This is a genomic window from Pseudomonas sp. S36, from assembly GCF_016647875.1.
Lineage (GTDB): Bacteria > Pseudomonadota > Gammaproteobacteria > Pseudomonadales > Pseudomonadaceae > Aquipseudomonas > Aquipseudomonas parafulva.
Genome location: NZ_JACVVG010000002.1, coordinates 19,692 through 44,177, shown reverse-complemented (window position 1 = coordinate 44,177; position 24,486 = coordinate 19,692). Strand labels below are relative to the sequence as shown.

Below are 24,486 nucleotides of genomic sequence, written 5' to 3'. Positions count from 1 at the left end.
TGTTGGTGGGTGTTTGCCCGGTGTGGATCGGCGAGAATAGGGGCCCCGGATTTCTGCCGGGGTTTGTGGAGAGCATGTGATGGTTTTTGATCAGGTCCGCCAGCGGCGCCTGTCCGACGACATCGTCGATCGGTTGGAAGGGATGATTCTGGAAGGTACGCTGACCTCGGGGCAGCGGTTGCCAGCCGAGCGCGCCCTGGCCGAGCAGTTCGGTGTATCGCGCCCGTCACTGCGTGAAGCGATCCAGAAGCTGGTGGCCAAAGGGCTGCTGATCAGCCGGCAGGGCGGTGGTAACTACGTGGCGGAAACCTTGGGGTCCACTTTCAGCGACCCGCTGCTGCAGTTGCTTGAACACAGCCCTGAAGCCCAGCGCGACCTGCTGGAGTTCCGGCATACACTGGAAGCGTCATGCGCCTACTATGCGGCCCAGCGCGCCACCGAGCCTGACCGTGAGCGGCTGAAGGCGGCGTTCGATGTGCTGCAGGATTGCTACACGCGGGTGGGTGAAGTTACCCGCGCCGAGGAGGGCGCAGCCGATGCGCGCTTTCACCTGGCCATTGCCGAGGCCAGCCATAACGCGGTGCTGCTGCACACCATCCGTGGCCTATTCGATTTGCTCAAGCGCAATGTGGTTACCAATATCGGCGGCATGTACCAGCAGCGCAGCGAAACCCGCGACATGCTGATCAGTCAGCACCGCGAGTTGTACCGGGCGATTGTCGAAGGCAGGGCGGACGATGCCCGGGACGTATCCAGCCGGCACATTCTGTATGTGCAGGAAGTGCTGGAAGAGGCGCATCAGGAAGCCCAGCGGGTGGCCAGGGCCGAGCGGCGCAGCGGGCGCTAGGCCACGCTGCGGCTCGGGCATTCGCCGTTACCCGCGAATGGGCGGGTAGGGCTAGTCTTCCTTGCCCTTGTTCCGCACGGCGCGCTGCAGCTCGCGGTTGGAATCACGTTCGCGCACCGTATCGCGCTTGTCGTATTCCTTCTTGCCCTTGCCCAGTGCGATTTCGCACTTGATCAGGTGCTTGCTCCAGTACAGCGCCAGCGCCACGCAGGTGTAACCCTTTTGCGCCACGGCGGCTTCGACGCGCTCGAGTTCACGCTTGTTGAGCAGCAGCTTGCGCGAGCGAATAGGGTCGGCAATGACGTGGGTGCTGGCGGTGGTCAGCGGGGTGATGTGGCTGCCGAACAGCCAGGCTTCACCGTCCTTGAGCAGCACGTAGCTGTCGGTCAGGTGTGCCTTGCCGGCCCGCAGGCTTTTTACTTCCCAGCCGGACAGGACCAGCCCGGCCTCGAACTTGTGTTCGATGAAGTAATCGTGTCGCGCTTTCTTGTTTTGCGCGATGGTCCCGGTCGGATGTTTTTTTTGCTTAGCCATAGGGGCCGCATTATAGGCAAGTCCGTGGGTGATCCGCCATGGGATTTCAGTGTGCTTGAGCCACTGGAATGAATACCGGACAATGCAAACACTGTCATAGCTACAGAACCTGTTTTCGGCATGCTGCTCAAGCACCGCCACCCAGCCTTGGAAGTGACGCCTGGATGACTACCCATATTCAACGCTCCGCCCTGCTGCCATACCCCGCCCAGGCGCTGTACGACCTGGTAAACGATGTGGCCAGCTACCCGGAATTCCTGCCTTGGTGTTCCGATTCGACGGTGCTCGAAGCCAGCGAAACCCACATGCGTGCCAAGCTCGAAGTGGCCAAGGGTGGTATCAGCCAGCACTTTGTCACGCGCAATGTGCTGGTGCCTGGGCAGTCCATCGAGATGAACCTGGAGGAGGGGCCGTTCACCCAGTTGCATGGTGTGTGGGTGTTCAAGGCCTTGGGCGAAAAAGCCTGCAAGATCAGCCTGGACCTGTCGTTCGACTACGCAGGGCCGATCGTGCGCGCCACGTTGGGCCCGTTGTTCAATCAGGCCGCCAACACCTTGGTGGACGCGTTTTGCCAGCGGGCCAAGCAGTTGTACGGCTGACGGTTCGTCAGGCATTAAAAAGCCCGGACAGTGTCCGGGCTTTTTTGTGGCTGCGAGCCCTTAGCGGGTTTCGAGCGGGGCCGGGGTCGGCACTGGCGTGGTTTCGATGGTATCGATTTCGCGCTGGATGGACTCTTCGACCGAGCCTGGCTTGGCCGGGGTTTCTGCAGGCTGGGTGGCCGGCTGCTGACCTTGTTCGCCAGGGCTGACAGTGGTGTTGCTGCTGCCCCCGAGAATTTCCTGGTCGCGGCTGACACCTGGCATGAAGTCGCCGGACAGGTTGACCAATTGGTCGTTCTCGTTGAAGAACACGCTCATGCGTTCCTGCTGGCGTTGACCGCCACCGGGCTGAAGGCTGTAGAGGTAATCCCACCGGTTGGTGTGGAAGGTATCCTGGATCAGGGGGTTGCCCATGATAAACCGCACTTGCCGTCGGGTCATTCCCGGACGCAATTGGTCTATCATGTCCTGCGTGACGACATTGCCCTGCTGGATGTCGATTTTGTAAACCCCGGGAAACGAGCAACCGGCGAGTGCGAGCAGTCCCACGAAGGTGAGGCTGGTTAGCAAGAGCTTGGTGTTTTGCATCGGTGGGCGACTTCCACTATCTTGGCTGGACAACGTAAACCCCGATCATACCCGTATTAAGAGAAGCTGCGAAGCAGCATCGGCGAGAAAGCTGACCATGGTTGAAAATAGCGAATTGCGCAAAGCCGGTCTCAAGGTGACCCTGCCTCGAGTCAAGATCCTCCAGATGCTCGACTCTGCCGAGCAGCGCCACATGAGTGCCGAGGACGTATACAAGGCCCTGATGGAAGCGGGCGAAGACGTGGGCCTTGCCACTGTCTACCGTGTTCTGACCCAGTTCGAAGCAGCAGGTCTGGTGGTTCGCCACAACTTCGACGGCGGTCATGCGGTGTTTGAACTGGCAGATGGCGGTCACCACGACCATATGGTCAACGTGGAGACCAGCGAGGTCATCGAGTTCATGGATGCCGAAATCGAGAAGCGCCAGCGTGAAATCGTGGCCGAGCATGGTTACGAGCTGGTGGACCACAATCTGGTCCTGTATGTGCGTAAGAAAAAGTAACGATTCTTAGCGTGCAGACGACAAAGGCGACCTTAGGGTCGCCTTTGTGCTTTATGGCTGCGCTTATGATGAGGTGCGGCGGCTCAGACCTTACCGCTCACCACCATCTTGCGCGCATGGGCCAGGGACTCTTTGGTCAGGTCGATGCCGCCCAGCATGCGCGCCACTTCCTCGACCCGTTCGCGCTTGCCGAGGCTGGCCACGGCGGTATGGGTGGTGTCGCTGTGGCGCACCTTGTGCACGAACAGGTGATGATGGCCTTGCGCCGCAACCTGGGGCAGGTGCGTGACGGTGAGGACCTGGCCGCGTTCGCCCAGCCGACGCAGCAACTGGCCGACGATTTCTGCGGTAGGCCCGCCGATGCCGACGTCAACTTCGTCGAACACCAGCGTGGGGATACGCGAGGTCTGGGCGGTGATCACCTGTATCGCCAGGCTGATTCGGGACAGTTCACCGCCAGAGGCAACCTTGGCCAAGCCCTTGAGCGGTTGCCCGGGGTTGGCGCTGACCAGCAGTTCAATCTGCTCCAGCCCGTGTGGCGACAGCTCGCTGCCCTCATTGGGCGTGAGCTGGATGCAGAAACGCCCACCCGGCATGCCCAGGCGCTGAATTTCCTGCTCGACCGCCACCGCCAACTGCTTGGCGGCATGCTGCCGTAGCCCGCTCAGCTCACGCGCCTTCTCTTTATAGTGCTGGGCAAATGCGGCGAGCTCATCACCCAGGCGCTCCACCGACTCATCGCTGGCATTCAGGCCCTCGAGCTCTTCCATTAACTGCTGTTGCAGGTGTGGCAGTTCGGTGGGGTGAACCCGGTGCTTGCGCGCGAGGGTGTAGATGGTGTCCAGGCGCTCTTCCAGCGCCTGCAGGCGCATGGGGTCGGCGTCGAAGTTGTCGAGGAAACGGTTGAGCTCGCCCACGGCTTCTTCTACCTGTATCTGCGCGCTGGCGATCAGGTTGGCAGCCTCTGTCAGCGCCTTGGGGGCATTGCTGGCAGCACCCAGCCGGTTGAGGCTGGAGGTGAGGACGCCGAGTACGTTGCCCGAGTCGCTCTCGCTGCACTGCTCGATGACCTGGCGGCAAATGCCGAACAGCGCTTCGGCGCTGGTCAGGTTCTTGTGCTCCTGCTCCAGGTGCTCCAGCTCGTTTTCGCCCAGGCCCAGGTTGTCCAGCTCTTCGAGCTGGTAACTGAGCAACTGGTGGCGGGCACGCTGCTCGTCGCCGGAGTTGGACAGCCGCTCCAGCTCTAGGCGCGTCTGGTTCCAGCGTTTGGCGGCCAGTTGAACCTGCCGGGCCAGGTCGACGGCGCCGGCATACTCGTCCAGCAGCCGGCGATGGGTGTCGGCCTTCAAAAGCGACTGGTGCTCGTGCTGGCTGTGGATGTCGATGAGCAACTCGCCCAGCGCCTTGAGGTCGCCGAGCGGGCAGGGCGTGCCGTTGATGTAGCCACGGCTGCGGCCTTCGGCGGTGATGACCCGGCGCAGGATGCAGGGGCCGTCGGTGGCCAGGTCGCGGTCGGCCAGCCAGGTGTGGGCCTCGGGGATGTCCACCAAGTCGAAGGTGGCGAGGATGTCTGCCTTGTCGGTGCCGGGGCGCACCACGCCACTGTCGGCGCGGTCGCCCAGGGCCAGGCCCAGGGCATCGAGCATGATCGACTTGCCCGCACCGGTTTCACCCGTGATCACGGACATGCCGCGGGCGATTTCCAGGTCAAGGTGTTCGACGATGGCGTAGTTGTGAATGGACAGGTGCACCAGCATGAGGGCAGCTCCCGAAAGTCATGTCTGGTTATTTATACAGTAGTTTTTTTGGGTCTGCCAATGCCCTTCGGCAGATTTTGCCTGTTAGGCAAAAACGCCGCCTGGCCCTTGAAGCTGTTTTTTCCGGCCCCATATAGGCGACATCACCGGCGAGCCTGGCTCGCAGTCCCCAAAATTGCGCAGGAGAGACCCCATGGCTGATGAGCAGCTGAACGAGAAAGACCTTAACGTCGAGGAAACCGGTGCAGGCAACGCTGCCGACGCCCGTGTTCTGGAGCTCGAGGAGCAGCTGGCTGCAGCCAAGGACCAATCGCTGCGCTCGGTTGCCGAACTGCAGAATATCCGCCGGCGCGCCGAGCAGGACGTGGAAAAAGCCCACAAGTTCGCGTTGGAAAAGTTCTCCAGCGACCTGTTGCCGGTCATCGACAGCCTGGAGCTGGCCCTGGCTCACTCCAGCGCCGAAGACGAGCACGTCAAGCAGATCCGCGAGGGCGTCGAGCTGACGCTGAAAATGTTCCAGGACACCCTCAAGCGCTACAACCTCGAGGCGGTCGACCCGCATGGCCAGCCATTCAACCCTGAGCATCATCAGGCAATGGCCATGCAGGAAAGCGGCGATGTCGAGCCCAACAGTGTGCTGAACGTGTTCCAGAAAGGTTACCTGCTGAACGGCCGCCTGCTGCGCCCTGCCATGGTGGTGGTCAGCAAGGCGCCGAGCGCGGCGCAACCGTCTATCGACGAAAAGGCTTGAAATCCGTCCGGGCATCCCCATCTAGGTGTCAAGCCTTCAAGTATTACCGCAGTTGGCCAAAGTAGTCGCTGCTACCAAATTCAAGTTTCGGGAGAATCAACATGGGTAAAATCATCGGTATCGACCTGGGGACCACCAACTCGTGCGTCTCCGTACTGGAAAACGGTAACGTCAAGGTCATCGAGAACGCCGAGGGTGCACGTACCACCCCATCGATCGTTGCCTACGCCAACGACGGCGAAATCCTGGTCGGTCAGTCGGCCAAGCGCCAGGCTGTGACCAACCCGCACAACACCCTGTTCGCAGTGAAGCGCCTGATCGGCCGTCGCTTCGAAGAAGACGTCGTGCAGAAAGACATCAAGCTGGTGCCTTACAAGATCGTCAAGGCCGGCAACGGTGACGCCTGGGTGCAGGCCAGCGGCAAGGACATGGCGCCGCCGCAGATCAGCGCCGAAGTGCTGAAAAAAATGAAGAAGACCGCCGAAGACTACCTCGGCGAGACCGTTACCGAAGCGGTCATCACCGTGCCGGCCTACTTCAACGACAGCCAGCGTCAGGCCACCAAAGACGCCGGCCGCATCGCCGGTCTGGATGTTAAGCGCATCATCAACGAACCGACTGCCGCTGCACTGGCCTACGGCATGGACAAGGCCAAGGGCGACCACACCGTAATCGTCTACGACCTGGGTGGTGGTACCTTCGACGTATCGGTCATCGAAATTGCCGAAGTCGACGGCGAGCACCAGTTCGAAGTGCTGGCCACCAACGGTGACACCTTCCTGGGTGGCGAAGACTTCGACATGCGCCTGATCGACTACCTCGTCGACGAGTTCAAGAAAGAGTCCGGCATGGACCTGAAGAACGATCCGCTGGCCCTGCAGCGCCTGAAAGAGGCGGCTGAAAAAGCCAAGATCGAGCTGTCTTCCGCCCAGTCGACCGACGTCAACCTGCCGTACATCACTGCAGATGCCACCGGTCCCAAGCACCTGAACGTGAAGATCTCCCGTGCCAAGCTGGAGTCGCTGGTAGAAGACCTGGTCAACCGTACCATCGAACCGTGCCGCATCGCCCTGAAAGACGCCGGCATCGACGCCAGCAAGATCGACGACGTGATCCTGGTTGGTGGTCAGACCCGTATGCCGATGGTGCAAAAAGCCGTTGCCGACTTCTTCGGCAAGGAAGCGCGCAAGGACGTCAACCCGGACGAAGCCGTGGCCATGGGTGCTGCCATCCAGGGTGCCGTACTGGCCGGTGACGTGAAGGACGTGCTGCTGCTGGACGTCAGCCCGCTGACCCTGGGTATCGAAACCATGGGCGGCGTGATGACCTCGCTGATCGAGAAGAACACCACCATCCCGACCAAGAAGTCGCAGGTGTTCTCCACTGCCGACGACAACCAGGGCGCTGTGACCATTCACGTGCTTCAGGGTGAGCGCAAGCAAGCCACGCAGAACAAGTCGCTGGGCAAGTTCGACTTGGCTGACATTCCGCCAGCGCCACGTGGTGTGCCGCAAATCGAAGTGACCTTCGACATCGACGCCAACGGCATCCTGCACGTCAGCGCGAAGGACAAGGCTACCGGCAAGTCGCAGTCCATCGTCATCAAGGCCAACTCGGGCCTGTCGGACGAAGAAATCGAGCGCATGGTGCGTGACGCCGAGGCCAACGCCGAGGAAGACCGCAAGTTCGAAGAGCTGGCCGCTGCCCGTAACCAGGGTGACGCGCTGGTGCACTCGACCCGCAAGATGGTCGCCGATGCCGGTGACAAGGTTACCGCCGACGAGAAAACGGCCATCGAAGCGGCTGTCGTTGCCCTGGAAGCCGCCGTCAAAGGCGACGACAAGGCCGCGATCGACGCCAAGGTCGAAGAGCTGTCCAAGGTCTCTGCCCCGGTTGCCCAGAAGATGTACGCCGAGCAGTCGGCTGAACAGCCTCAGGGTGGCGCGCAGCAGGCCGAGCCGGAAGCCAAGCACGATGACGTGGTGGATGCCGAGTTCGAAGAAGTGAAAGACAACAACAAGCAGTAAACCCTGCATGTTGTCGGCCAGCCCACCGCCGCTTGGTGGTGAGCTGGTAGGATGTCGCCGCGCGGGGGCTTGCTCCCGCGTTGGCGTATCTGGAATTCGAGAATTTTTACAGCATCTGTCAGCCCTTGGGGCCGTGCAGGTGCTGACGGCGCGGCGCAGATGCCGACCGCCCAACAAGGTGCAAATGACCTATGTCCAAGCGTGATTATTATGAGGTGCTGGGTGTCGAGCGCGGCGCCACCGATGGCGACCTCAAGAAGGCTTACCGCCGTCTGGCGATGAAGTACCACCCGGACCGCAACCCCGGTGACAAGGAATCGGAAGACAAATTCAAGGAAGCCAACGAGGCCTACGAAGTACTGTCCGATGCCAGCAAACGTGCGGCGTTCGACCAGTATGGCCACGCCGGTGTTGACCCAAGCATGGGTGGCGGCGGTGCAGGGTTCGGCGGCGCCAACTTCTCCGATATCTTCGGTGACGTATTCAGCGACTTCTTCGGCGGAGGCCGTGGTGGCGGCCGCGGTGGTGCCCAGCGCGGCAGCGACCTGCGCTATACCCTCGAGCTGAACCTGGAAGAAGCCGTGCGTGGCACCACGGTGAGCATCCGCGTACCCACCCTGGTCAACTGCCAGCCGTGCGATGGCACGGGTGCCAAGAAGGGCTCTACGCCGTCCACCTGCCCGACCTGTGGCGGTATTGGCCAGGTGCGCATGCAGCAGGGCTTCTTCTCGGTGCAGCAGACGTGCCCGCGCTGCCATGGCCAGGGCAAGATCATCACCGACCCGTGCAACGCCTGCCATGGCGAAGGCCGGGTTGAAGAATACAAGACGCTGTCGGTCAAGGTGCCGGCGGGTGTCGATACCGGTGACCGCATTCGCCTGTCGGGTGAAGGCGAGGCCGGTAGCCACGGCGGGCCAACCGGTGACCTGTACGTGGTCATCAACGTGCGCGAGCACGAAATCTTCCAGCGCGATGGCAAGCACCTGTACTGCGAAGTGCCTATCAGCTTCACCGACGCCTCCCTGGGTGGTGAGCTGGAAGTGCCAACGCTCGATGGCAGGGTCAAATTGCGCATTCCCGAGGGCACCCAGACCGGCAAGCAGTTCCGCCTGCGCGGCAAGGGCGTGGCGCCCGTGCGCGGGGGTGGTGCTGGTGACCTGCTGTGCCGTGTGGCGGTGGAAACGCCGGTCAACCTCAGCCGCCGTCAGCGCGAACTGCTCGAAGAATTGCGTGACTCGCTGGAAGGTGACAGCTCCCATTCGCCCAAGGCCAGCGGTTGGTTCGATGGCGTGAAGCGCTTCTTCGGCGATCTCTGACAAGGAAAAGGCTATGCGACGTATTGCAGTGATGGGCGCGGCAGGGCGTATGGGCAAGACCCTGGTCGAAGCGGTGCAGCAAACCGCGGGTGCCGGGCTGACGGCAGCCATCGACCGCCCTGACAGCTCCCTGGTCGGGGCCGATGCAGGCGAGCTGGCGGCCCTGGGCCGCATTGGCGTGCTGCTGTCTGACGACCTGGCCAAGGTTGCCGATGACTTCGATGTGCTGATCGACTTCACTCACCCTTCGGTGACCCTGAAAAACCTCGCGTTCTGCCGCAAGCACGGCAAGGCGATGGTGATTGGCACCACCGGCTTCACCGTGGAAGAAAAACACCTGCTGGCCGAGGCGGGCAAGGACATCCCTATCGTCTTCGCGGCCAACTTCAGCGTCGGCGTAAACCTCAGCCTCAAGCTGTTGGACATCGCCGCGCGCGTGCTGGGTGATGACGTGGACATCGAGATCATCGAGGCGCACCACCGGCACAAGGTGGATGCGCCGTCGGGCACTGCGCTGCGCATGGGTGAAGTGGTTGCCAGTGCGCTGGGCCGTGATCTGCAGGAAGTGGCGGTGTACGGCCGTGAGGGCCAGACGGGCGCCCGCGACCGCAAGACCATCGGTTTTGCCACCGTGCGTGCCGGTGATGTGGTGGGTGACCACACCGTGCTGTTCGCTGCCGAGGGTGAGCGCCTTGAAATCACCCACAAGGCTTCAAGCCGCATGACCTTTGCCAAGGGAGCTGTGCGTGCGGCCCTGTGGCTCGATGGGCGTGAAGCCGGGCTGTATGACATGCAGGATGTGCTTGAGCTGCATTGAGTTGCAGGCGGTGTCGGGTTCACCTTGTGGTGAGCCCGCTCCCACATTGCGGCTACTGGCCTGTCGCATTCTTGTGTTTTAGAGGCACATCTGCGGTAGACCGAAAACGCACTTTTCTGTAAGCTACAGCTTTAGTGTGTCCACTAAAAGCGCGCAGCGAATTGAATTCAGCACATGAAAGCGGGGTGACGTGTCCATACGTCACTCCGCTTTTTTGCAACCTGCGATCGCCCCTTCATGCTTGATTTACGGGAGGTCTTCTTGACAAAGCCAGCCATACTCGCCCTTGCCGACGGCAGTATTTTTCGCGGTGAGGCAATCGGTGCCGACGGTCAGACCGTTGGTGAAGTGGTTTTCAACACCGCTATGACCGGCTACCAGGAAATCCTTACAGACCCTTCCTATGCGCAGCAAATCGTCACCCTGACCTACCCGCACATCGGCAACACCGGTACCACCCCGGAAGACGCCGAGTCGAACCGTGTATGGTCCGCCGGCCTGGTCATCCGTGACCTGCCGCTGCTGGCCAGCAACTGGCGCAACACCCAGTCGCTGCCGGAGTACCTCAAGGCCAACAATGTGGTAGCCATCGCCGGCATCGACACCCGTCGCCTTACCCGTATCCTGCGTGAGAAGGGCGCCCAGAACGGCTGCATCCTGGCCGGTGACGACATCAGCGAAGAAGCCGCCATCGCCGCCGCGCGTGGTTTCCCAGGCCTCAAGGGCATGGACCTGGCGAAGGTCGTTTCTACCAAGGAACGCTACGAGTGGCGCTCCAGCGTGTGGGAACTGAAAACCGACAGCCACCCCACCCTTGACGCTGCCGACCTGCCGTACCACGTGGTGGCCTTCGACTACGGCGTCAAGCTGAACATCCTGCGCATGCTGGTTGCCCGTGGCTGCCGCGTCACCGTGGTGCCGGCCCAGACCCCGGCCAGCGAAGTGCTGGCGCTCAACCCCGATGGCGTGTTCCTGTCCAACGGCCCTGGCGACCCCGAGCCTTGCGACTACGCCATCCAGGCCATCAAGGAAATCCTTGAAACCGACATCCCGGTCTTCGGCATCTGCCTGGGCCACCAGCTGCTGGCCCTGGCCTCCGGCGCCAAGACCGTGAAGATGGGCCATGGCCACCACGGTGCCAACCACCCGGTCCAGGACCTGGATACCGGCGTGGTCATGATCACCAGCCAGAACCATGGCTTTGCCGTTGACGAAGCGACCTTGCCCGGCAATGTGCGCGCCATCCACAAGTCGCTGTTCGACGGTACCCTGCAGGGTATCGAGCGCACCGACAAGAGCGCGTTCAGCTTCCAGGGCCACCCTGAGGCAAGCCCGGGCCCGACCGATGTCGCGCCACTGTTCGATCGTTTCACCGATGCCATGGCCAAGCGCCGCTGAGCATCCTGCTTCAAGGCCCCGGGCCCGCTCTGCTGCGCCCGGCAGCGCCTGACCCAGATTGTTCAAAGCGGCTTGCCGACTGACCCCGGATTTGAGTGACCACCATGCCAAAACGTACAGACATCAAAAGCATCCTGATTCTCGGCGCTGGCCCGATCGTGATCGGCCAGGCCTGCGAATTCGACTACTCCGGCGCCCAGGCGTGTAAAGCCCTGCGCGAAGAGGGTTTCCGCGTCATCCTGGTGAACTCCAACCCCGCCACCATCATGACCGACCCGGCCATGGCCGACGCCACCTACATCGAGCCGATCAAGTGGCAGTCGGTGGCCAAGATCATCGAGAAGGAACGCCCGGACGCGGTATTGCCGACCATGGGTGGCCAGACCGCACTGAACTGCGCCCTGGACCTGGAGCGCCACGGCGTGCTGGAAAAGTTCGGCGTGGAAATGATCGGTGCCAACGCTGACACCATCGACAAGGCCGAAGACCGCTCGCGCTTCGACAAGGCCATGAAAGACATCGGCCTGGAGTGCCCGCGCTCGGGCATCGCCCACAGCATGGAAGAGGCCAACGCGGTGCTGGAGAAGCTGGGCTTCCCTTGCATCATTCGCCCCTCGTTCACCATGGGCGGCACCGGTGGCGGCATTGCCTACAACCGTGAAGAGTTCGAAGAAATCTGCACCCGTGGTCTGGACCTGTCGCCAACCAAGGAACTGCTGATCGACGAATCGCTGATCGGCTGGAAGGAATACGAGATGGAGGTGGTCCGCGACAAGAAGGACAACTGCATCATCGTCTGCTCGATCGAGAACTTCGACCCGATGGGCGTGCACACCGGTGACTCGATTACCGTAGCCCCGGCGCAGACCCTCACCGACAAGGAATACCAGATCATGCGCAACGCCTCGCTGGCGGTGTTGCGTGAGATCGGTGTGGAAACCGGCGGTTCCAACGTCCAGTTCGGTATCTGCCCGAACACCGGCCGCATGGTCGTCATCGAGATGAACCCGCGGGTTTCCCGTTCGTCGGCGCTGGCCTCCAAGGCTACCGGCTTCCCGATCGCCAAGATCGCTGCCAAGCTGGCCATCGGCTACACCCTTGATGAGCTGCAGAACGACATCACCGGCGGCCGCACCCCGGCGTCCTTCGAGCCGTCGATCGACTACGTTGTCACCAAGCTGCCACGCTTCGCCTTCGAGAAATTCCCGAAAGCCGACGCCCGCCTGACCACCCAGATGAAGTCCGTGGGTGAAGTCATGGCCATCGGCCGTACCTTCCAGGAGTCCCTGCAGAAAGCCCTGCGCGGCCTGGAAGTCGGTGCCTGCGGTCTGGACCCGAAAGTCGACCTGGCCAGCCCGGAAGCTGCCGGTATCCTCAAGCGCGAACTGACCGTGCCGGGCGCCGAGCGTATCTGGTACGTGGCTGACGCTATGCGTTCGGGCATGACCTGCGAAGAAATCTTTGCCCTGACCGGCATCGACATGTGGTTCCTGGTGCAGATGGAAGATCTGATCAAGGAAGAAGAGAAGGTCAAGACCCTTGCCCTGTCGTCGATCGACAAGAACCTGATGCTGCGCCTCAAGCGCAAAGGCTTCTCGGACCAGCGCCTGGCCAAGCTGCTGGGCATCACCGACAAGAACCTGCGCCGTCACCGCCACAAGCTGGAAGTGTTCCCGGTGTACAAGCGCGTCGACACCTGCGCCGCCGAGTTCGCCACCGACACCGCCTACCTGTACTCCACCTATGAGGAAGAGTGCGAGGCCAACCCGTCGACCCGCGACAAGATCATGATTCTGGGTGGCGGCCCTAACCGTATCGGCCAGGGTATCGAGTTCGACTACTGCTGTGTGCACGCGGCACTGGCGCTGCGCGAAGACGGGTACGAGACCATCATGGTCAACTGCAACCCGGAAACCGTCTCCACCGACTACGACACCTCGGACCGCCTGTACTTCGAGCCGCTCACCCTGGAAGACGTGCTGGAAGTATGCCGCGTCGAGAAACCGAAAGGCGTGATCGTCCACTACGGTGGCCAGACCCCGCTGAAACTGGCCCGCGCCCTGGAAGAGGCCGGCGTACCGATCATCGGTACCAGCCCTGACGCCATCGACCGCGCCGAAGACCGTGAGCGCTTCCAGCAGATGGTTCAGCGCCTGAACCTGCTGCAGCCGCCAAACGCGACCGTGCGCAGCGAAGAAGAGGCCATCAGCGCAGCTGGCAGCATCGGTTATCCACTGGTGGTGCGCCCGTCCTACGTACTGGGTGGTCGCGCCATGGAGATCGTCTACGAACTGGACGAGCTCAAGCGCTACCTGCGTGAAGCGGTGCAGGTGTCGAACGACAGCCCGGTACTGCTGGACCACTTCCTCAACTGCGCCATCGAGATGGATGTGGATGCCGTGTGCGACGGCACCGACGTTGTCATAGGCGCCATCATGCAGCACATCGAACAGGCCGGCGTTCACTCCGGTGACTCGGCGTGCTCGCTGCCACCTTATTCGCTGAGCAAGGAAGTGCAGGACGAAGTTCGCGTACAGGTTGCCAAGATGGCCCTTGAGCTGGGTGTTGTCGGCCTGATGAACGTGCAGCTGGCCCTGCAGGGCGACAAGATCTACGTGATCGAAGTCAACCCGCGCGCCTCGCGTACCGTGCCGTTCGTGTCCAAGTGCATCGGCACTTCCCTGGCCATGATCGCGGCCCGCGTCATGGCCGGCAAAACCTTGAAGGAGCTGGGCTTCACTCAGGAAATCATCCCGAACTTCTACAGCGTCAAGGAAGCCGTCTTCCCGTTCGCCAAGTTCCCGGGGGTTGACCCGATCCTCGGCCCTGAGATGAAATCGACCGGTGAGGTCATGGGTGTTGGTGATACCTTCGGTGAAGCGTTCGCCAAAGCCCAGATGGGTGCCAGCGAAGTGCTGCCGACCGGTGGTACCGCGTTCATCAGCGTGCGTGACGACGACAAGCCACAGGTGGCTGGCGTTGCCCGCGACCTGATCGCCCTGGGCTTCGAAGTGGTTGCAACGGCGGGTACTGCCAAGGTTATTGAAGCGGCGGGCCTTAAAGTGCGCCGCGTGAACAAGGTAACCGAAGGTCGCCCGCACGTGGTCGACATGATCAAGAACGACGAGGTGTCGCTGATCATCAACACCACCGAAGGCCGGCAGTCGATCGCCGATTCCTACTCGATTCGTCGCAATGCGCTGCAGCACAAAATTTACTGCACCACGACCATTGCGGCCGGTGAAGCCATCTGTGAAGCGCTGAAATTCGGTCCGGAAAAGACCGTTCGTCGCTTGCAGGATCTGCATGCAGGAATGAAAGCATGAGCATTATCAAGTACCCGATGACCGTCCAGGGCGCACGTGCCCTGGAAGAGGAACATCTGTTTCTGAGCAAGACCGAGCGCCCGCGCCTGAGCCAGGCCATTGGTGAAGCGCGCGAGCTGGGCGACCTGAAGGAAAACGCCGAATACCATGCCGCGCGCGAAGAGCAGGGCATGGTTGAAGCGCGTATCCGCGATATCGAAGGCCGCCTGCAGAACGCGGTCATCATCGACGTGAAGACCATCCCGCACACCGGCAAAGTCATCTTCGGCACTACCGTCGAGCTGGCCAACACCGAGACCGACGAGCGAGTGAAGTACCAGATCGTCGGTGAAGATGAAGCTGACGTGAAACAGGGCAAGCTCTCGAGCGGCGCCCCGATCGCCAAGGCCATCATCGGCAAGGAAGAAGGCGACGTCGTCGTCATCAAGACGCCAAGCGGCACGGTCGAGTACGAGATTGTCGAAGTCCAGCACATCTGACCGGCGCCTGCGGGCGCCATCCCTGGAGGGGATCCTCTGGCAGCTGGCCCAGGTGTTCTGGGTTGGCGGCCTGTGGGTGTTTCATGTAGGGCTGGTGCCTGCGCTGAAGGTCAGTGGCCTGGCGCCTCTGCTGGTGCAGGATATCGCCGGCCAGATCGACCGTTGGTTGATCGGGGTGGCGTTGCTAGGCTTGTTGACCCAGCTGGCGGTGCTGGCGAGGGTGGACGGCCTGCCGGCCTGGTGGCGGCAGTTCCGGGGCCAGATGCTGTTGCTCGGCCTGGGGGCGTGCGTGGGGTACTACACCCTGCGCTACGGCATCTCGGTGGGCGAGCGCTGGCAGATGTTCTGTTTTCTGGTATTGGGTTTTTCCGGCATCGTGCTGGTGGCCCAGCCCGTTCCGGTCAGGCCGCGCCGCTAGGCGCAGCCCGCTGCCGGGCTTTTGTGGGGGCCGGCTCGCCGGCGATGCGCGAAGCGCCAACGCGTTGGGAAGACGCTTGTTCCCACAAGCAACCTTGCCGTTACTTGTAACGGTGGATGTTGGACAGCTGCTTGTTCGGCTGTGGGTTCTTGCGGTAGATCAGGGCTTTCTTGCCGATGGTCTGCACCAGTTCGGCACGGCCGGCCTTGCACAGCGCGGCGATGGTTTCGGCGCGTTCTTCGCGGTCTTCCGAACGAATCTCGACCTTGATCAGCTCATGGTCGACCAGCGCGCGCTCAAGTTCGGCTACCACGCCTTCATTCAAACCGTTGCCAGCAACGATCAGGACCGGCTTCAGGTCATGACCAATGGACTTGTATTGCTTCTTCTGCTCGTTATTGAGCGGCATAATCTGACCCTTTCCGTCTGATTCTGTAAAATTGACAGGCATTTTACCCGAGGGCCCCCGGCTCCGCCCAGTCAATCACGACGCATATCATCGAGGTGCCCCGTGGTACAACGTTCCAAAAGCAGCGCCAACTGGCTGCGCGAACATTTCAACGACCCTTTCGTCAAACAGGCGCAAAAGGATGGCTACCGTTCGCGGGCCAGTTACAAACTGCTCGAGATCCAGGAAAAGGACCGGCTGATCCGCCCTGGCATGAGCGTAATCGACCTGGGGGCCGCCCCGGGTGGCTGGTCGCAGGTGACCAGTCGTCTGATTGGTGGCCAGGGCCGGTTGATCGCCTCTGACATCCTGGAAATGGACTCCATCCCCGATGTCACCTTCATTCACGGCGATTTTACCGACGATGAAGTCTTGCAGCGCATTCTCGAGGCCGTCGGCGATTCGCACGTGGACCTTGTGATTTCCGATATGGCCCCCAATATGAGTGGTACGCCCGAAGTGGACATGCCACGTGCCATGTTCCTCTGCGAGCTGGCCCTGGATCTGGCGACCCGCGTGCTCAAGCCCGGTGGGGACTTCCTGATCAAGATCTTCCAGGGTGAGGGCTTCGACGTGTACCTCAAGGACGTGCGCAGCAAGTTCGACAAGGTGCAGATGCGCAAGCCGTCGTCGTCGCGGGACCGCTCGCGCGAACAGTACTTGCTGGGCAAGGGTTTCAAAGGAGCATGACAAGGTTTGAAGCGGGGTGGCCGATAGTTAATTCCAATCGGCCACTGCGTCAGGATCGTCCGAACTTCGTGTAGTCTGGATTTCACAAAGGGTTACAGACGGTGCCTGCGGTTGCGTAGGTAATGTAGTAAGTTAGGGCGATGAATATCATGCGAGGCACGGCTGCGTCGTGCGCCGGCCTCAGAGGGTAGCGAATTGAACGACATGGCAAAGAATCTGATCCTCTGGTTGATCATCGCAGCCGTCCTTGTGACGGTGATGAACAACTTCTCAAGCCCTAACGAGCCGCAGACCCTCAACTATTCCGACTTCATCCAGCAGGTCAAGGATGGCAAGGTCGAGCGAGTGACCGTCGACGGCTACATCATCACCGGCAAGCGCTCCGACGGCGACAGCTTCAAGACCGTGCGCCCGGCCATTACCGACAATGGCCTGATCGGCGACCTGGTCGACAACCACGTCACTGTCGAAGGCAAACAGCCTGAGCAGCAGAGCATCTGGACGCAATTGCTGGTTGCCAGCTTCCCGATCCTGGTCATCATTGCCGTGTTCATGTTCTTCATGCGCCAGATGCAAGGCGGTGCGGGCGGCAAGGGCGGCCCCATGAGCTTCGGCAAAAGCAAGGCACGCCTGCTGTCCGAAGACCAGGTCAAGACCACCCTGGCTGACGTCGCGGGTTGCGACGAGGCCAAGGAAGAGGTCGGCGAGCTGGTCGAATTCCTGCGTGACCCGGGCAAGTTCCAGCGCCTTGGCGGCCGCATTCCTCGCGGCGTGCTGATGGTCGGCCCACCCGGTACCGGTAAAACCCTGTTGGCCAAAGCCATCGCCGGCGAAGCCAAGGTACCGTTCTTCACCATTTCCGGTTCGGACTTCGTGGAGATGTTCGTGGGTGTCGGCGCCAGCCGTGTGCGCGACATGTTCGAGCAGGCCAAAAAGCACGCCCCGTGCATCATCTTCATCGACGAGATCGACGCTGTCGGCCGCCACCGTGGCGCCGGTATGGGCGGCGGTCACGACGAGCGTGAGCAAACCCTCAACCAGTTGCTGGTCGAGATGGACGGCTTTGAAATGAACGATGGCATCATCGTCATTGCCGCCACCAACCGCCCGGATGTGCTGGACCCTGCACTGTTGCGCCCTGGCCGCTTTGACCGCCAGGTGGTGGTTGGCCTGCCGGATATCCGTGGCCGTGAACAGATTCTCAAAGTGCACATGCGCAAGGCGCCGATTGGCGACAACGTCAACCCGGCCGTGATTGCCCGCGGTACACCTGGGTTCTCCGGTGCAGACCTTGCCAACCTGGTCAACGAAGCTGCGCTGTTCGCCGCGCGCGCCAACAAGCGCCTGGTGGACATGAAAGAGTTCGAACTGGCCAAAGACAAGATCATGATGGGCGCCGAGCGCAAGACCATGGTCATGTCCGAGAAAGAAAAGCAGAACACGGCCTACCACGAAGCGGGTCATGCCATCGTCGGTCGCCTGGTGCCTGAGCACGACCCGGTTTACAAGGTGTCCATCATCCCCCGTGGCCGCGCCTTGGGTGTGACCATGTTCCTGCCGGAAGAGGACCGCTACAGCCTCTCCAAGCGCGCGCTCATCAGCCAGATCTGCTCCCTGTACGGTGGCCGTATCGCTGAAGAGATGACCCTGGGCTTCGACGGTGTTACCACCGGCGCGTCCAACGACATCATGCGCGCCAGCCAGATCGCCCGGAACATGGTCACCAAGTGGGGCCTGTCCGAGAAGCTGGGCCCGCTGATGTATGCAGAGGAAGAGGGCGAGGTGTTCCTGGGCCGCAGTGCAGGTAGCCAGCAGGCCAGCGTCTCCGGCGAAACGGCAAAGTTGATCGACTCTGAAGTGCGCAGCATCATCGATCATTGCTACGCCACCGCCAAGCAGATACTGACCGAAAACCGCGACAAGCTCGATGCGATGACCGAAGCGCTGATGAAGTACGAGACCATCGACGCCGAGCAGATCGATGACATCATGGCCGGCCGTACTCCGCGCGAGCCGCGTGACTGGGATGATGACTCCACGTCGGGCACCCCGGCAGCGCCACAGGGTGACCGCCCCGAGTCGCCAATCGGTGGTCCGGCGGCACAAAACTAAGGGCAGCTATGAGCTCAGTGCAGTACCCGACCCGGTTGCCTTGCGGCAACCGGGTTCTTGATTTGTCGCGTACCCATGTCATGGGTATCCTCAACATCACCCCTGACTCCTTTTCCGACGGCGGCCGGTTCAGCCAGCGTGACGAAGCCCTGCGCCATGCTGAAGCCATGGTCGCGGCCGGCGCCACGCTGATCGACATCGGCGGTGAGTCGACCCGGCCCGGTGCACGCCCGGTATCGGTTACCGAGGAGCTTGAGCGGGTGGCACCCATGGTCGAGGCCATCAACAGCCGGCTGGACGTGGTGGTGTCAGTGGATACATCCACCCCGGCAGTGATGCGCGAAGCCGCGCGCCTTGGTGCCGGGCTGATCAATGACGTGCGTGCCCTGGAGCGCGATGGCGCACTGGATGCTGCCGCCGATACCGGCTTGCCTGTTTGCCTGATGCACATGCGCGGCGAGCCCGGTAACATGCAGGACGACCCCCATTACCACAATGTGACCGAGGACGTCGCGCGCTACCTTGAACAGCGCATGGCAGCCTGCGCGGCCGCTGGCATCGATGCCAGCAGAATCATCCTTGACCCGGGCTTTGGCTTCGCCAAGACGCTGGCGCACAACCTCAGCCTGTTCAAACATATGGAAGCGCTCTATCGCCTGGGCCGCCCACTGCTGGTGGGTGTGTCGAGAAAGAGCATGATCGGCCTGACGCTGGAGCGTCCGGTCGGCGAGCGCTTGTACGGCAGCCTGGCGCTGGCGGCGTTGGCCATGACCAAGGGTGCAAGCATCCTCCGGGTCCATGATGTGGCCGAAACCGTCGATGTGGTGCGCATGATCGCTGCGGTGCAAGGCGCCGAATAAGAATTCTGGAGTTTCTATGAGCAGAAAATACTTTGGTACCGACGGCATTCGTGGCCGCGTCGGGGAATACCCGATCACCCCTGACTTCATGCTGAAGCTTGGCTGGGCCGCTGGCATGGCCTTCCGCAAGCAGGGCAATTGCCGTGTACTGGTCGGCAAGGACACGCGCATTTCCGGTTACATGTTCGAGTCCGCGCTGGAGGCCGGGCTGTCTGCCGCCGGCGCTGATGTGATGCTGCTGGGCCCCATGCCAACGCCTGCCATCGCCTACCTCACGCGCACGTTCCACGCCGAGGCCGGTATCGTCATCAGTGCTTCGCACAACCCGCATGACGACAACGGCATCAAGTTCTTCTCCGGCCAGGGCACCAAGCTGCCCGATGAGGTCGAGCTGATGATCGAGGAACTGCTCGACCAGCCCATGACCGTGGTCGAGTCGAGCAAGCTCGGCAAGGTATCGCGCATCAACGATGCCGCCGGGCGCTACATCGAGTTCTGCAAGAGCAGCGTGCCCAGCAGCACCAGCTTTGCCGGCCTCAAGCTGGTGGTGGATTGCGCCCACGGGGCTACCTACAAGGTGGCGCCCAGCGTATTCCGCGAACTGGGTGCCGATGTGACCGTGCTGCATGCCCAGCCCGATGGCCTGAACATCAACGAAGGCTGTGGCTCGACCCACATCGAATCGCTGCAGGCTGCGGTGCTGGTGGGGCATGCCGACCTGGGTATCGCGTTCGACGGCGACGGCGATCGCGTGCTGATGGTTGACCACACCGGTGCTATCGTCGATGGCGACGAGCTGCTGTTCATCATTGCCCGTGACCTGCAGGACCGCGGCAAGCTGCAGGGCGGGGTGGTAGGCACGCTGATGAGCAACCTGGGCCTGGAACTCGCGCTCAAGGACCTGGACATTCCGTTCGTACGGGCCAAGGTCGGCGACCGCTATGTCATGGCCGAACTGCTTGAGCGCGAGTGGCTGGTGGGGGGCGAGAATTCCGGCCACGTGGTGTGCTGCAACTACACCACCACGGGCGATGCGATCATTGCCGCGCTGCAGGTGCTGATGGCGCTCAAGCGCCGCGGCGAAACCCTGGCCCAGGCGCGTCAGGCGCTGCGCAAATGCCCTCAGGTGTTGATCAACGTGCGCTTCGGTGCAGGCCAGGTCGACCCGCTGGAGCACCCGGCAGTAAAAGAGGCCGCTGCGCAGGTCACCGAGGCCCTGGCGGGGCGCGGGCGGGTGCTGTTGCGCAAGTCCGGCACCGAGCCGCTGGTGCGGGTGATGGTCGAGGGCGAGGACGAGGCGCAGGTGCGTCAGCATGCCGAGGCGCTGGCGAAATTGGTCAGCGAAGTTTGTGCCTGAAGGCGCTTGCCAGCGTGGATCTGGTTGGGTAAGATCTGCGCCCACTTTGACCGACGAGGTAAAGCATGCGTCGCCCTATGGTAGCTGGTAACTGGAAGATGCACGGTACCCGCGCCAGCGTCGCTGAGCTGACCGAGGGCTTGAGTAATCTCGCCCTGCCGAGCGAAGTGGAAGTCGCGGTATTTCCGCCAGCCTTGTTCATCCACCAAGTGGTTGATGGCCTGGCGGGTACACACATTATCGTCGGCGCACAGAATTCTGCAGTACTGCCCGAACAGGGCGCGCTGACCGGGGAAGTTGCTCCGGAACAGCTGGTTGAAGCAGGTTGCAAGTTGGTATTGGTGGGTCATTCAGAGCGTCGCCAAGTAATGGGCGAAGGTGATGAAGTACTCAACCGCAAGTTTGCAGCGGCCCAGGCCAAAGGTTTGAAGCCCGTGCTGTGCATAGGGGAAACCCTGGAAGAGCGCGAAGCTGGCAAAACGCTCGAAGTTGTCGGGCGTCAACTAAGCAGTATCATCGAAGCTTTCGGTGTTGCCGCTTTTGCCAATGCAGTAATTGCCTATGAGCCTGTATGGGCCATTGGTACTGGCCTTACGGCCACGCCTCAGCAGGCTCAGGATGTGCACGCCGCCATCCGCGGTCAGCTGGCGGCGGAAGATGCTGAAGTAGCTGCGAAGGTGCAGTTGCTCTACGGCGGCAGCGTGAAGGCGGCCAATGCGGCCGAACTGTTCGGCATGCCGGATATCGATGGGGGCCTCATTGGTGGCGCTTCCCTGAACGCAGACGAATTCGGTGCAATTTGTCGCGCCGCAGGAAACTGAAAAAATGCTGGAAACAGTCATCGTCGTTTTTCATCTGTTGGCAGCGCTGTCGCTCGTAGTGCTGGTGCTGTTGCAACAGGGCAAGGGGGCGGAAGCAGGTGCATCGTTTGGTGCCGGCGCTTCCAATACCGTCTTCGGAAGTCAGGGCTCTGCCACCTTCCTAAGTAAATTAACTGCTATACTCGCTGCCACTTTCTTTTTGACAGCACTTGGGTTAGGATACTTCGCGAAGCAACAAGCTCACCAGCTTAGCCAAGCAGGTCTTCCAGATCCGGCAGTGCTAGAAGTGAAAGAGCAGCCAAAACCGGCAATCAATGATGATGTACCGGTGCTCCAACAACAGAAGAGCGAAGCCACTCCGAATTCGGGTGATGTACCTCCTCCGGCAGAAGAGCAGAAGTAACGGGTTTCAAGTAGTATTGCCGAGGTGGTGGAATTGGTAGACACGCAACCTTGAGGTGGTTGTGCCCATAGGGTGTAGGGGTTCGAGTCCCCTTCTCGGTACCAATTAAAGCTTGAGAGCCCGCTTTAGCGGGCTTTCTTGTAGGCGACGGTTTGGAATTGACCCTCAAGCGGGTTAGGTCTTATACTTTCGCCCCAGCTTTGTCGCGGGGTGGAGCAGCTTGGTAGCTCGTCGGGCTCATAACCCGAAGGTCGTTGGTTCAAATCCAGCCCCCGCAACCAGCTTCAGCGGAGCCCCTTTTCAGGGGCTTTTTGCTAACCGAACAGTTCAGGCGTCGTTGTCCAACGGCGCTTTCAGGGATGGGCGCTTCGCCCATTTTTTATTTGCACAGCATGCACGAGGGGGTTCAGGTGTCGAGCAAGCTAGAACAGTTGCAGGCCTTGTTGGCCCCGGTTGTCGAGGGTCTGGGCTATCAATGCTGGGGGATCGAGTACGTTTCCCAAGGCAAGCATTCGGTACTGCGCATCTACATCGACAAGGAAGACGGCATTTTGGTGGATGACTGCGAAGCGGTCAGCCGTCAGGCCAGTGCCATCCTCGATGTGGAAGATCCAATCAGCAGTGAGTACACCCTCGAGGTGTCTTCTCCCGGCATGGATCGCCCACTGTTCACTCTGGAACAGTTTGCCTCGCATGCCGGCGAACAAGTGAAGATCAAGCTGCGCTCACCCTTCGAGGGTCGTCGTAACTTCCAGGGCCTTCTCCGTGGTGTGGAGGAGCAGGATGTGGTGGTCCAGGTGGACAACCAGGAGTTCCTTTTGCCGATCGATTCGATCGACAAGGCCAATATTATTCCCAGTTTTGACTGAGACGTGCCGGGCCCGACGGATTATCCGGGCCTAATGGCTTGCGCAAGGCGAGGCGTACGATGAGCAAAGAAGTACTGCTGGTTGTTGAATCGGTATCCAACGAAAAAGGTGTACCCCCCGGCGTCATTTTCGAAGCGCTGGAGGTGGCCCTGGCTACCGCAACCAAAAAACGTTTTGAAGACGAAGTGGATCTGCGTGTGGAAATCAACCGCCACACCGGTAGCTACGAGACGTTCCGCCGCTGGACCGTGGTCGACGAAGCCGACCTGGACGACCCGGCCATCGAAACCTGGCTCGACAAGATCAAGGACACTCACCCGGCTGCCAAGGTCGGTGACGTGATCGAGGAAAAGATCGAGTCCATCGAATTCGGCCGTATCGCCGCCCAGACCGCCAAGCAGGTCATCGTGCAGAAGGTCCGTGAGGCCGAGCGCGCCCAGGTGGTGGATGCCTATCGCGAGCGCGTTGGCGAAATCATCTCCGGCACCGTGAAGAAGGTGACGCGCGATAACGTCATCGTCGACCTTGGCAACAACGCCGAGGCGCTGCTGGCCCGCGAAGACATCATTGCCCGCGAAACCTTCCGTGTCGGTGTGCGCCTGCGTGCACTGCTGAAGGAAATTCGCACCGAAAACCGTGGCCCTCAGCTGATCCTGTCGCGTACTGCGCCACAGATGCTGATCGAGCTTTTCCGCATTGAAGTGCCGGAAATCGCTGAAGGCCTCATTGAAGTCATGGCTGCTTCCCGTGATCCGGGTTCGCGAGCCAAGATCGCCGTCCGCTCCAAGGACAAGCGTATCGACCCGCAAGGCGCCTGTATCGGCATGCGTGGGTCGCGCGTCCAGGCTGTATCCGGGGAGCTGGGTGGTGAGCGTGTGGATATCGTCCTGTGGGATGATAACCCGGCGCAGTTCGTCATCAACGCCATGTCGCCGGCTGAAGTCGCGGCGATCATCGTTGATGAAGATGCCCATGCCATGGACATCGCCGTTGCCGAAGACAACCTGGCCCAAGCCATTGGTCGTGGTGGTCAAAACGTTCGCCTGGCCAGTCAGTTGACCGGCTGGACCCTGAACGTGATGACCGAGAAGGACATCCAGGCCAAGCAGCAGGCCGAAACCGGTGACATCCTGCGCAATTTCATTGACGAGCTGGAAGTCGACGAGGAGCTGGCCCAAGTGCTGGTCGACGAAGGCTTCACCAGCCTCGAAGAAATTGCCTACGTACCGTTGGAAGAAATGCTCAACATCGATGGCTTTGACGAAGATATCGTCAATGAGCTCCGCGCTCGGGCCAAGGACCGTTTGTTGACCAAGGCCATCGCTACCGAAGAAAAACTGGCAGACGCACATCCAGCTGAAGACCTGCTCTCCCTTGAGGGCATGGACAAGGACCTGGCAGCGGAACTGGCGGTGCGCGGCGTGGTTAACCGCGAAGACCTGGCCGAGCAGTCGATCGACGATCTGCTCGACATCGACGGCATCGACGAAGAGCGTGCCGGCAAGTTGATCATGGCCGCCCGAGCCCACTGGTTCGAGTAATTAGGCGCGGCCTGAGGAGAGAAGTG

General features: G+C 61.2%; 23 protein-coding genes and 2 tRNA genes. 21 read left to right on the top strand and 4 right to left on the bottom strand.

Annotation, left to right across the window (positions count from 1 at the left end; translation table 11 throughout):
• The first annotated feature begins 79 nt into the window (after positions 1-79).
• Entirely contained in the window at positions 80-847 is a 768-nt protein-coding gene (locus tag IAE36_RS01265) for an FCD domain-containing protein (protein ID WP_201209784.1), read from the top strand.
• Between the two features lie 51 nt (positions 848-898).
• Here the strand turns inward: IAE36_RS01265 and smpB are convergent, their stop codons facing one another.
• On the bottom strand, positions 899-1,381 hold the full coding sequence (gene smpB, locus IAE36_RS01260; protein WP_028632642.1) for an SsrA-binding protein SmpB: 483 nt from the start codon (positions 1,379-1,381) through the stop codon (positions 899-901).
• Between the two features lie 164 nt (positions 1,382-1,545).
• On the opposite strand from smpB, the gene IAE36_RS01255 reads away from it, so the two are divergent.
• Positions 1,546-1,980, top strand: coding sequence for a type II toxin-antitoxin system RatA family toxin (locus tag IAE36_RS01255; RefSeq protein ID WP_028632641.1), 435 nt, complete (start codon positions 1,546-1,548; stop codon positions 1,978-1,980).
• 60 nt (positions 1,981-2,040) lie between these two features.
• Here the strand turns inward: IAE36_RS01255 and IAE36_RS01250 are convergent, their stop codons facing one another.
• Positions 2,041-2,568, bottom strand: coding sequence for an outer membrane protein assembly factor BamE (locus IAE36_RS01250; RefSeq protein WP_028632640.1), 528 nt, complete (start codon positions 2,566-2,568; stop codon positions 2,041-2,043).
• 97 nt (positions 2,569-2,665) lie between these two features.
• Here IAE36_RS01250 and fur point away from each other — a divergent pair, with 97 nt between their 5' ends.
• On the top strand, positions 2,666-3,070 hold the full coding sequence (gene fur / locus IAE36_RS01245; RefSeq protein WP_028632639.1) for a ferric iron uptake transcriptional regulator: 405 nt from the start codon (positions 2,666-2,668) through the stop codon (positions 3,068-3,070).
• An 83-nt stretch (positions 3,071-3,153) separates the two neighbouring features.
• On the opposite strand, the gene recN is transcribed toward fur, so the two are convergent.
• A complete protein-coding gene (gene recN, locus IAE36_RS01240; protein ID WP_201209782.1) occupies positions 3,154-4,827 on the bottom strand; it encodes a DNA repair protein RecN in 1,674 nt (557 codons plus the stop codon).
• Between the two features lie 193 nt (positions 4,828-5,020).
• Between recN and grpE the strand changes: the two genes are divergently transcribed.
• The 8 genes from grpE to IAE36_RS01200 all read left to right on the top strand — a co-directional run bounded on the left by grpE (position 5,021) and on the right by IAE36_RS01200 (position 15,359).
• Complete coding sequence (gene grpE, locus IAE36_RS01235; protein WP_028632637.1) at positions 5,021-5,578, top strand: nucleotide exchange factor GrpE; 558 nt, start codon at positions 5,021-5,023, stop codon at positions 5,576-5,578.
• 101 nt (positions 5,579-5,679) lie between these two features.
• Positions 5,680-7,605: a molecular chaperone DnaK gene (gene dnaK, locus IAE36_RS01230; protein ID WP_028632636.1), complete on the top strand. Its 1,926-nt coding sequence runs from the start codon at positions 5,680-5,682 to the stop codon at positions 7,603-7,605.
• Between the two features lie 191 nt (positions 7,606-7,796).
• A complete protein-coding gene (gene dnaJ, locus IAE36_RS01225; RefSeq protein ID WP_028632635.1) occupies positions 7,797-8,921 on the top strand; it encodes a molecular chaperone DnaJ in 1,125 nt (374 codons plus the stop codon).
• A gap of 13 nt (positions 8,922-8,934) precedes the next feature.
• Complete coding sequence (gene dapB / locus IAE36_RS01220; protein WP_028632634.1) at positions 8,935-9,738, top strand: 4-hydroxy-tetrahydrodipicolinate reductase; 804 nt, start codon at positions 8,935-8,937, stop codon at positions 9,736-9,738.
• 261 nt (positions 9,739-9,999) lie between these two features.
• Positions 10,000-11,136 (top strand): glutamine-hydrolyzing carbamoyl-phosphate synthase small subunit, encoded by a 1,137-nt coding sequence (carA, locus tag IAE36_RS01215; protein ID WP_028632633.1) that lies wholly within the window; start codon positions 10,000-10,002, stop codon positions 11,134-11,136.
• A 104-nt stretch (positions 11,137-11,240) separates the two neighbouring features.
• Entirely contained in the window at positions 11,241-14,462 is a 3,222-nt protein-coding gene (gene carB / locus IAE36_RS01210) for a carbamoyl-phosphate synthase large subunit (RefSeq protein ID WP_201209780.1), read from the top strand.
• On the top strand, positions 14,459-14,941 hold the full coding sequence (greA, locus tag IAE36_RS01205; protein WP_174435883.1) for a transcription elongation factor GreA: 483 nt from the start codon (positions 14,459-14,461) through the stop codon (positions 14,939-14,941). The genes carB and greA overlap by 4 nt, the downstream gene beginning before the upstream one ends.
• On the top strand, positions 14,919-15,359 hold the full coding sequence (locus IAE36_RS01200; RefSeq protein WP_201163613.1) for an MFS transporter: 441 nt from the start codon (positions 14,919-14,921) through the stop codon (positions 15,357-15,359). The genes greA and IAE36_RS01200 overlap by 23 nt, the downstream gene beginning before the upstream one ends.
• Before the next feature lie 100 nt (positions 15,360-15,459).
• Here IAE36_RS01200 and yhbY read toward each other — a convergent pair whose 3' ends face one another.
• The gene (gene yhbY, locus IAE36_RS01195; RefSeq protein WP_028632629.1) at positions 15,460-15,768 is read right to left on the bottom strand and encodes a ribosome assembly RNA-binding protein YhbY; all 309 of its coding nucleotides are present in this window, start codon (positions 15,766-15,768) and stop codon (positions 15,460-15,462) included.
• Positions 15,769-15,870: 102 nt separating this feature from the next.
• Here yhbY and rlmE point away from each other — a divergent pair, with 102 nt between their 5' ends.
• The 10 genes from rlmE (at position 15,871) to nusA (ending at position 24,460) form a co-directional block, all read left to right on the top strand.
• Entirely contained in the window at positions 15,871-16,497 is a 627-nt protein-coding gene (gene rlmE, locus IAE36_RS01190; RefSeq protein ID WP_028632628.1) for a 23S rRNA (uridine(2552)-2'-O)-methyltransferase RlmE, read from the top strand.
• A 204-nt stretch (positions 16,498-16,701) separates the two neighbouring features.
• Positions 16,702-18,609 carry an ATP-dependent zinc metalloprotease FtsH gene (gene ftsH, locus IAE36_RS01185; protein ID WP_028632627.1) on the top strand — a complete coding sequence of 636 codons (1,908 nt, stop codon included), beginning with the start codon at positions 16,702-16,704 and terminating at the stop codon, positions 18,607-18,609.
• 8 nt (positions 18,610-18,617) lie between these two features.
• Positions 18,618-19,469 carry a dihydropteroate synthase gene (gene folP, locus IAE36_RS01180; RefSeq protein ID WP_201209774.1) on the top strand — a complete coding sequence of 284 codons (852 nt, stop codon included), beginning with the start codon at positions 18,618-18,620 and terminating at the stop codon, positions 19,467-19,469.
• A 16-nt stretch (positions 19,470-19,485) separates the two neighbouring features.
• A complete protein-coding gene (glmM, locus tag IAE36_RS01175) occupies positions 19,486-20,826 on the top strand; it encodes a phosphoglucosamine mutase (protein ID WP_201209773.1) in 1,341 nt (446 codons plus the stop codon).
• 65 nt (positions 20,827-20,891) lie between these two features.
• Entirely contained in the window at positions 20,892-21,647 is a 756-nt protein-coding gene (tpiA, locus tag IAE36_RS01170; protein WP_028632624.1) for a triose-phosphate isomerase, read from the top strand.
• Between the two features lie 4 nt (positions 21,648-21,651).
• Positions 21,652-22,050 (top strand): preprotein translocase subunit SecG, encoded by a 399-nt coding sequence (secG, locus tag IAE36_RS01165; protein ID WP_201209772.1) that lies wholly within the window; start codon positions 21,652-21,654, stop codon positions 22,048-22,050.
• 18 nt (positions 22,051-22,068) lie between these two features.
• Positions 22,069-22,154 (top strand) — tRNA-Leu (locus IAE36_RS01160).
• 100 nt (positions 22,155-22,254) lie between these two features.
• Positions 22,255-22,331: transfer RNA gene (locus IAE36_RS01155), tRNA-Met, on the top strand.
• Positions 22,332-22,460: 129 nt separating this feature from the next.
• On the top strand, positions 22,461-22,919 hold the full coding sequence (gene rimP / locus IAE36_RS01150; RefSeq protein WP_033694237.1) for a ribosome maturation factor RimP: 459 nt from the start codon (positions 22,461-22,463) through the stop codon (positions 22,917-22,919).
• Between the two features lie 59 nt (positions 22,920-22,978).
• Positions 22,979-24,460 carry a transcription termination factor NusA gene (gene nusA, locus IAE36_RS01145; RefSeq protein WP_060481626.1) on the top strand — a complete coding sequence of 494 codons (1,482 nt, stop codon included), beginning with the start codon at positions 22,979-22,981 and terminating at the stop codon, positions 24,458-24,460.
• The last annotated feature ends 26 nt before the right edge of the window (positions 24,461-24,486 follow it).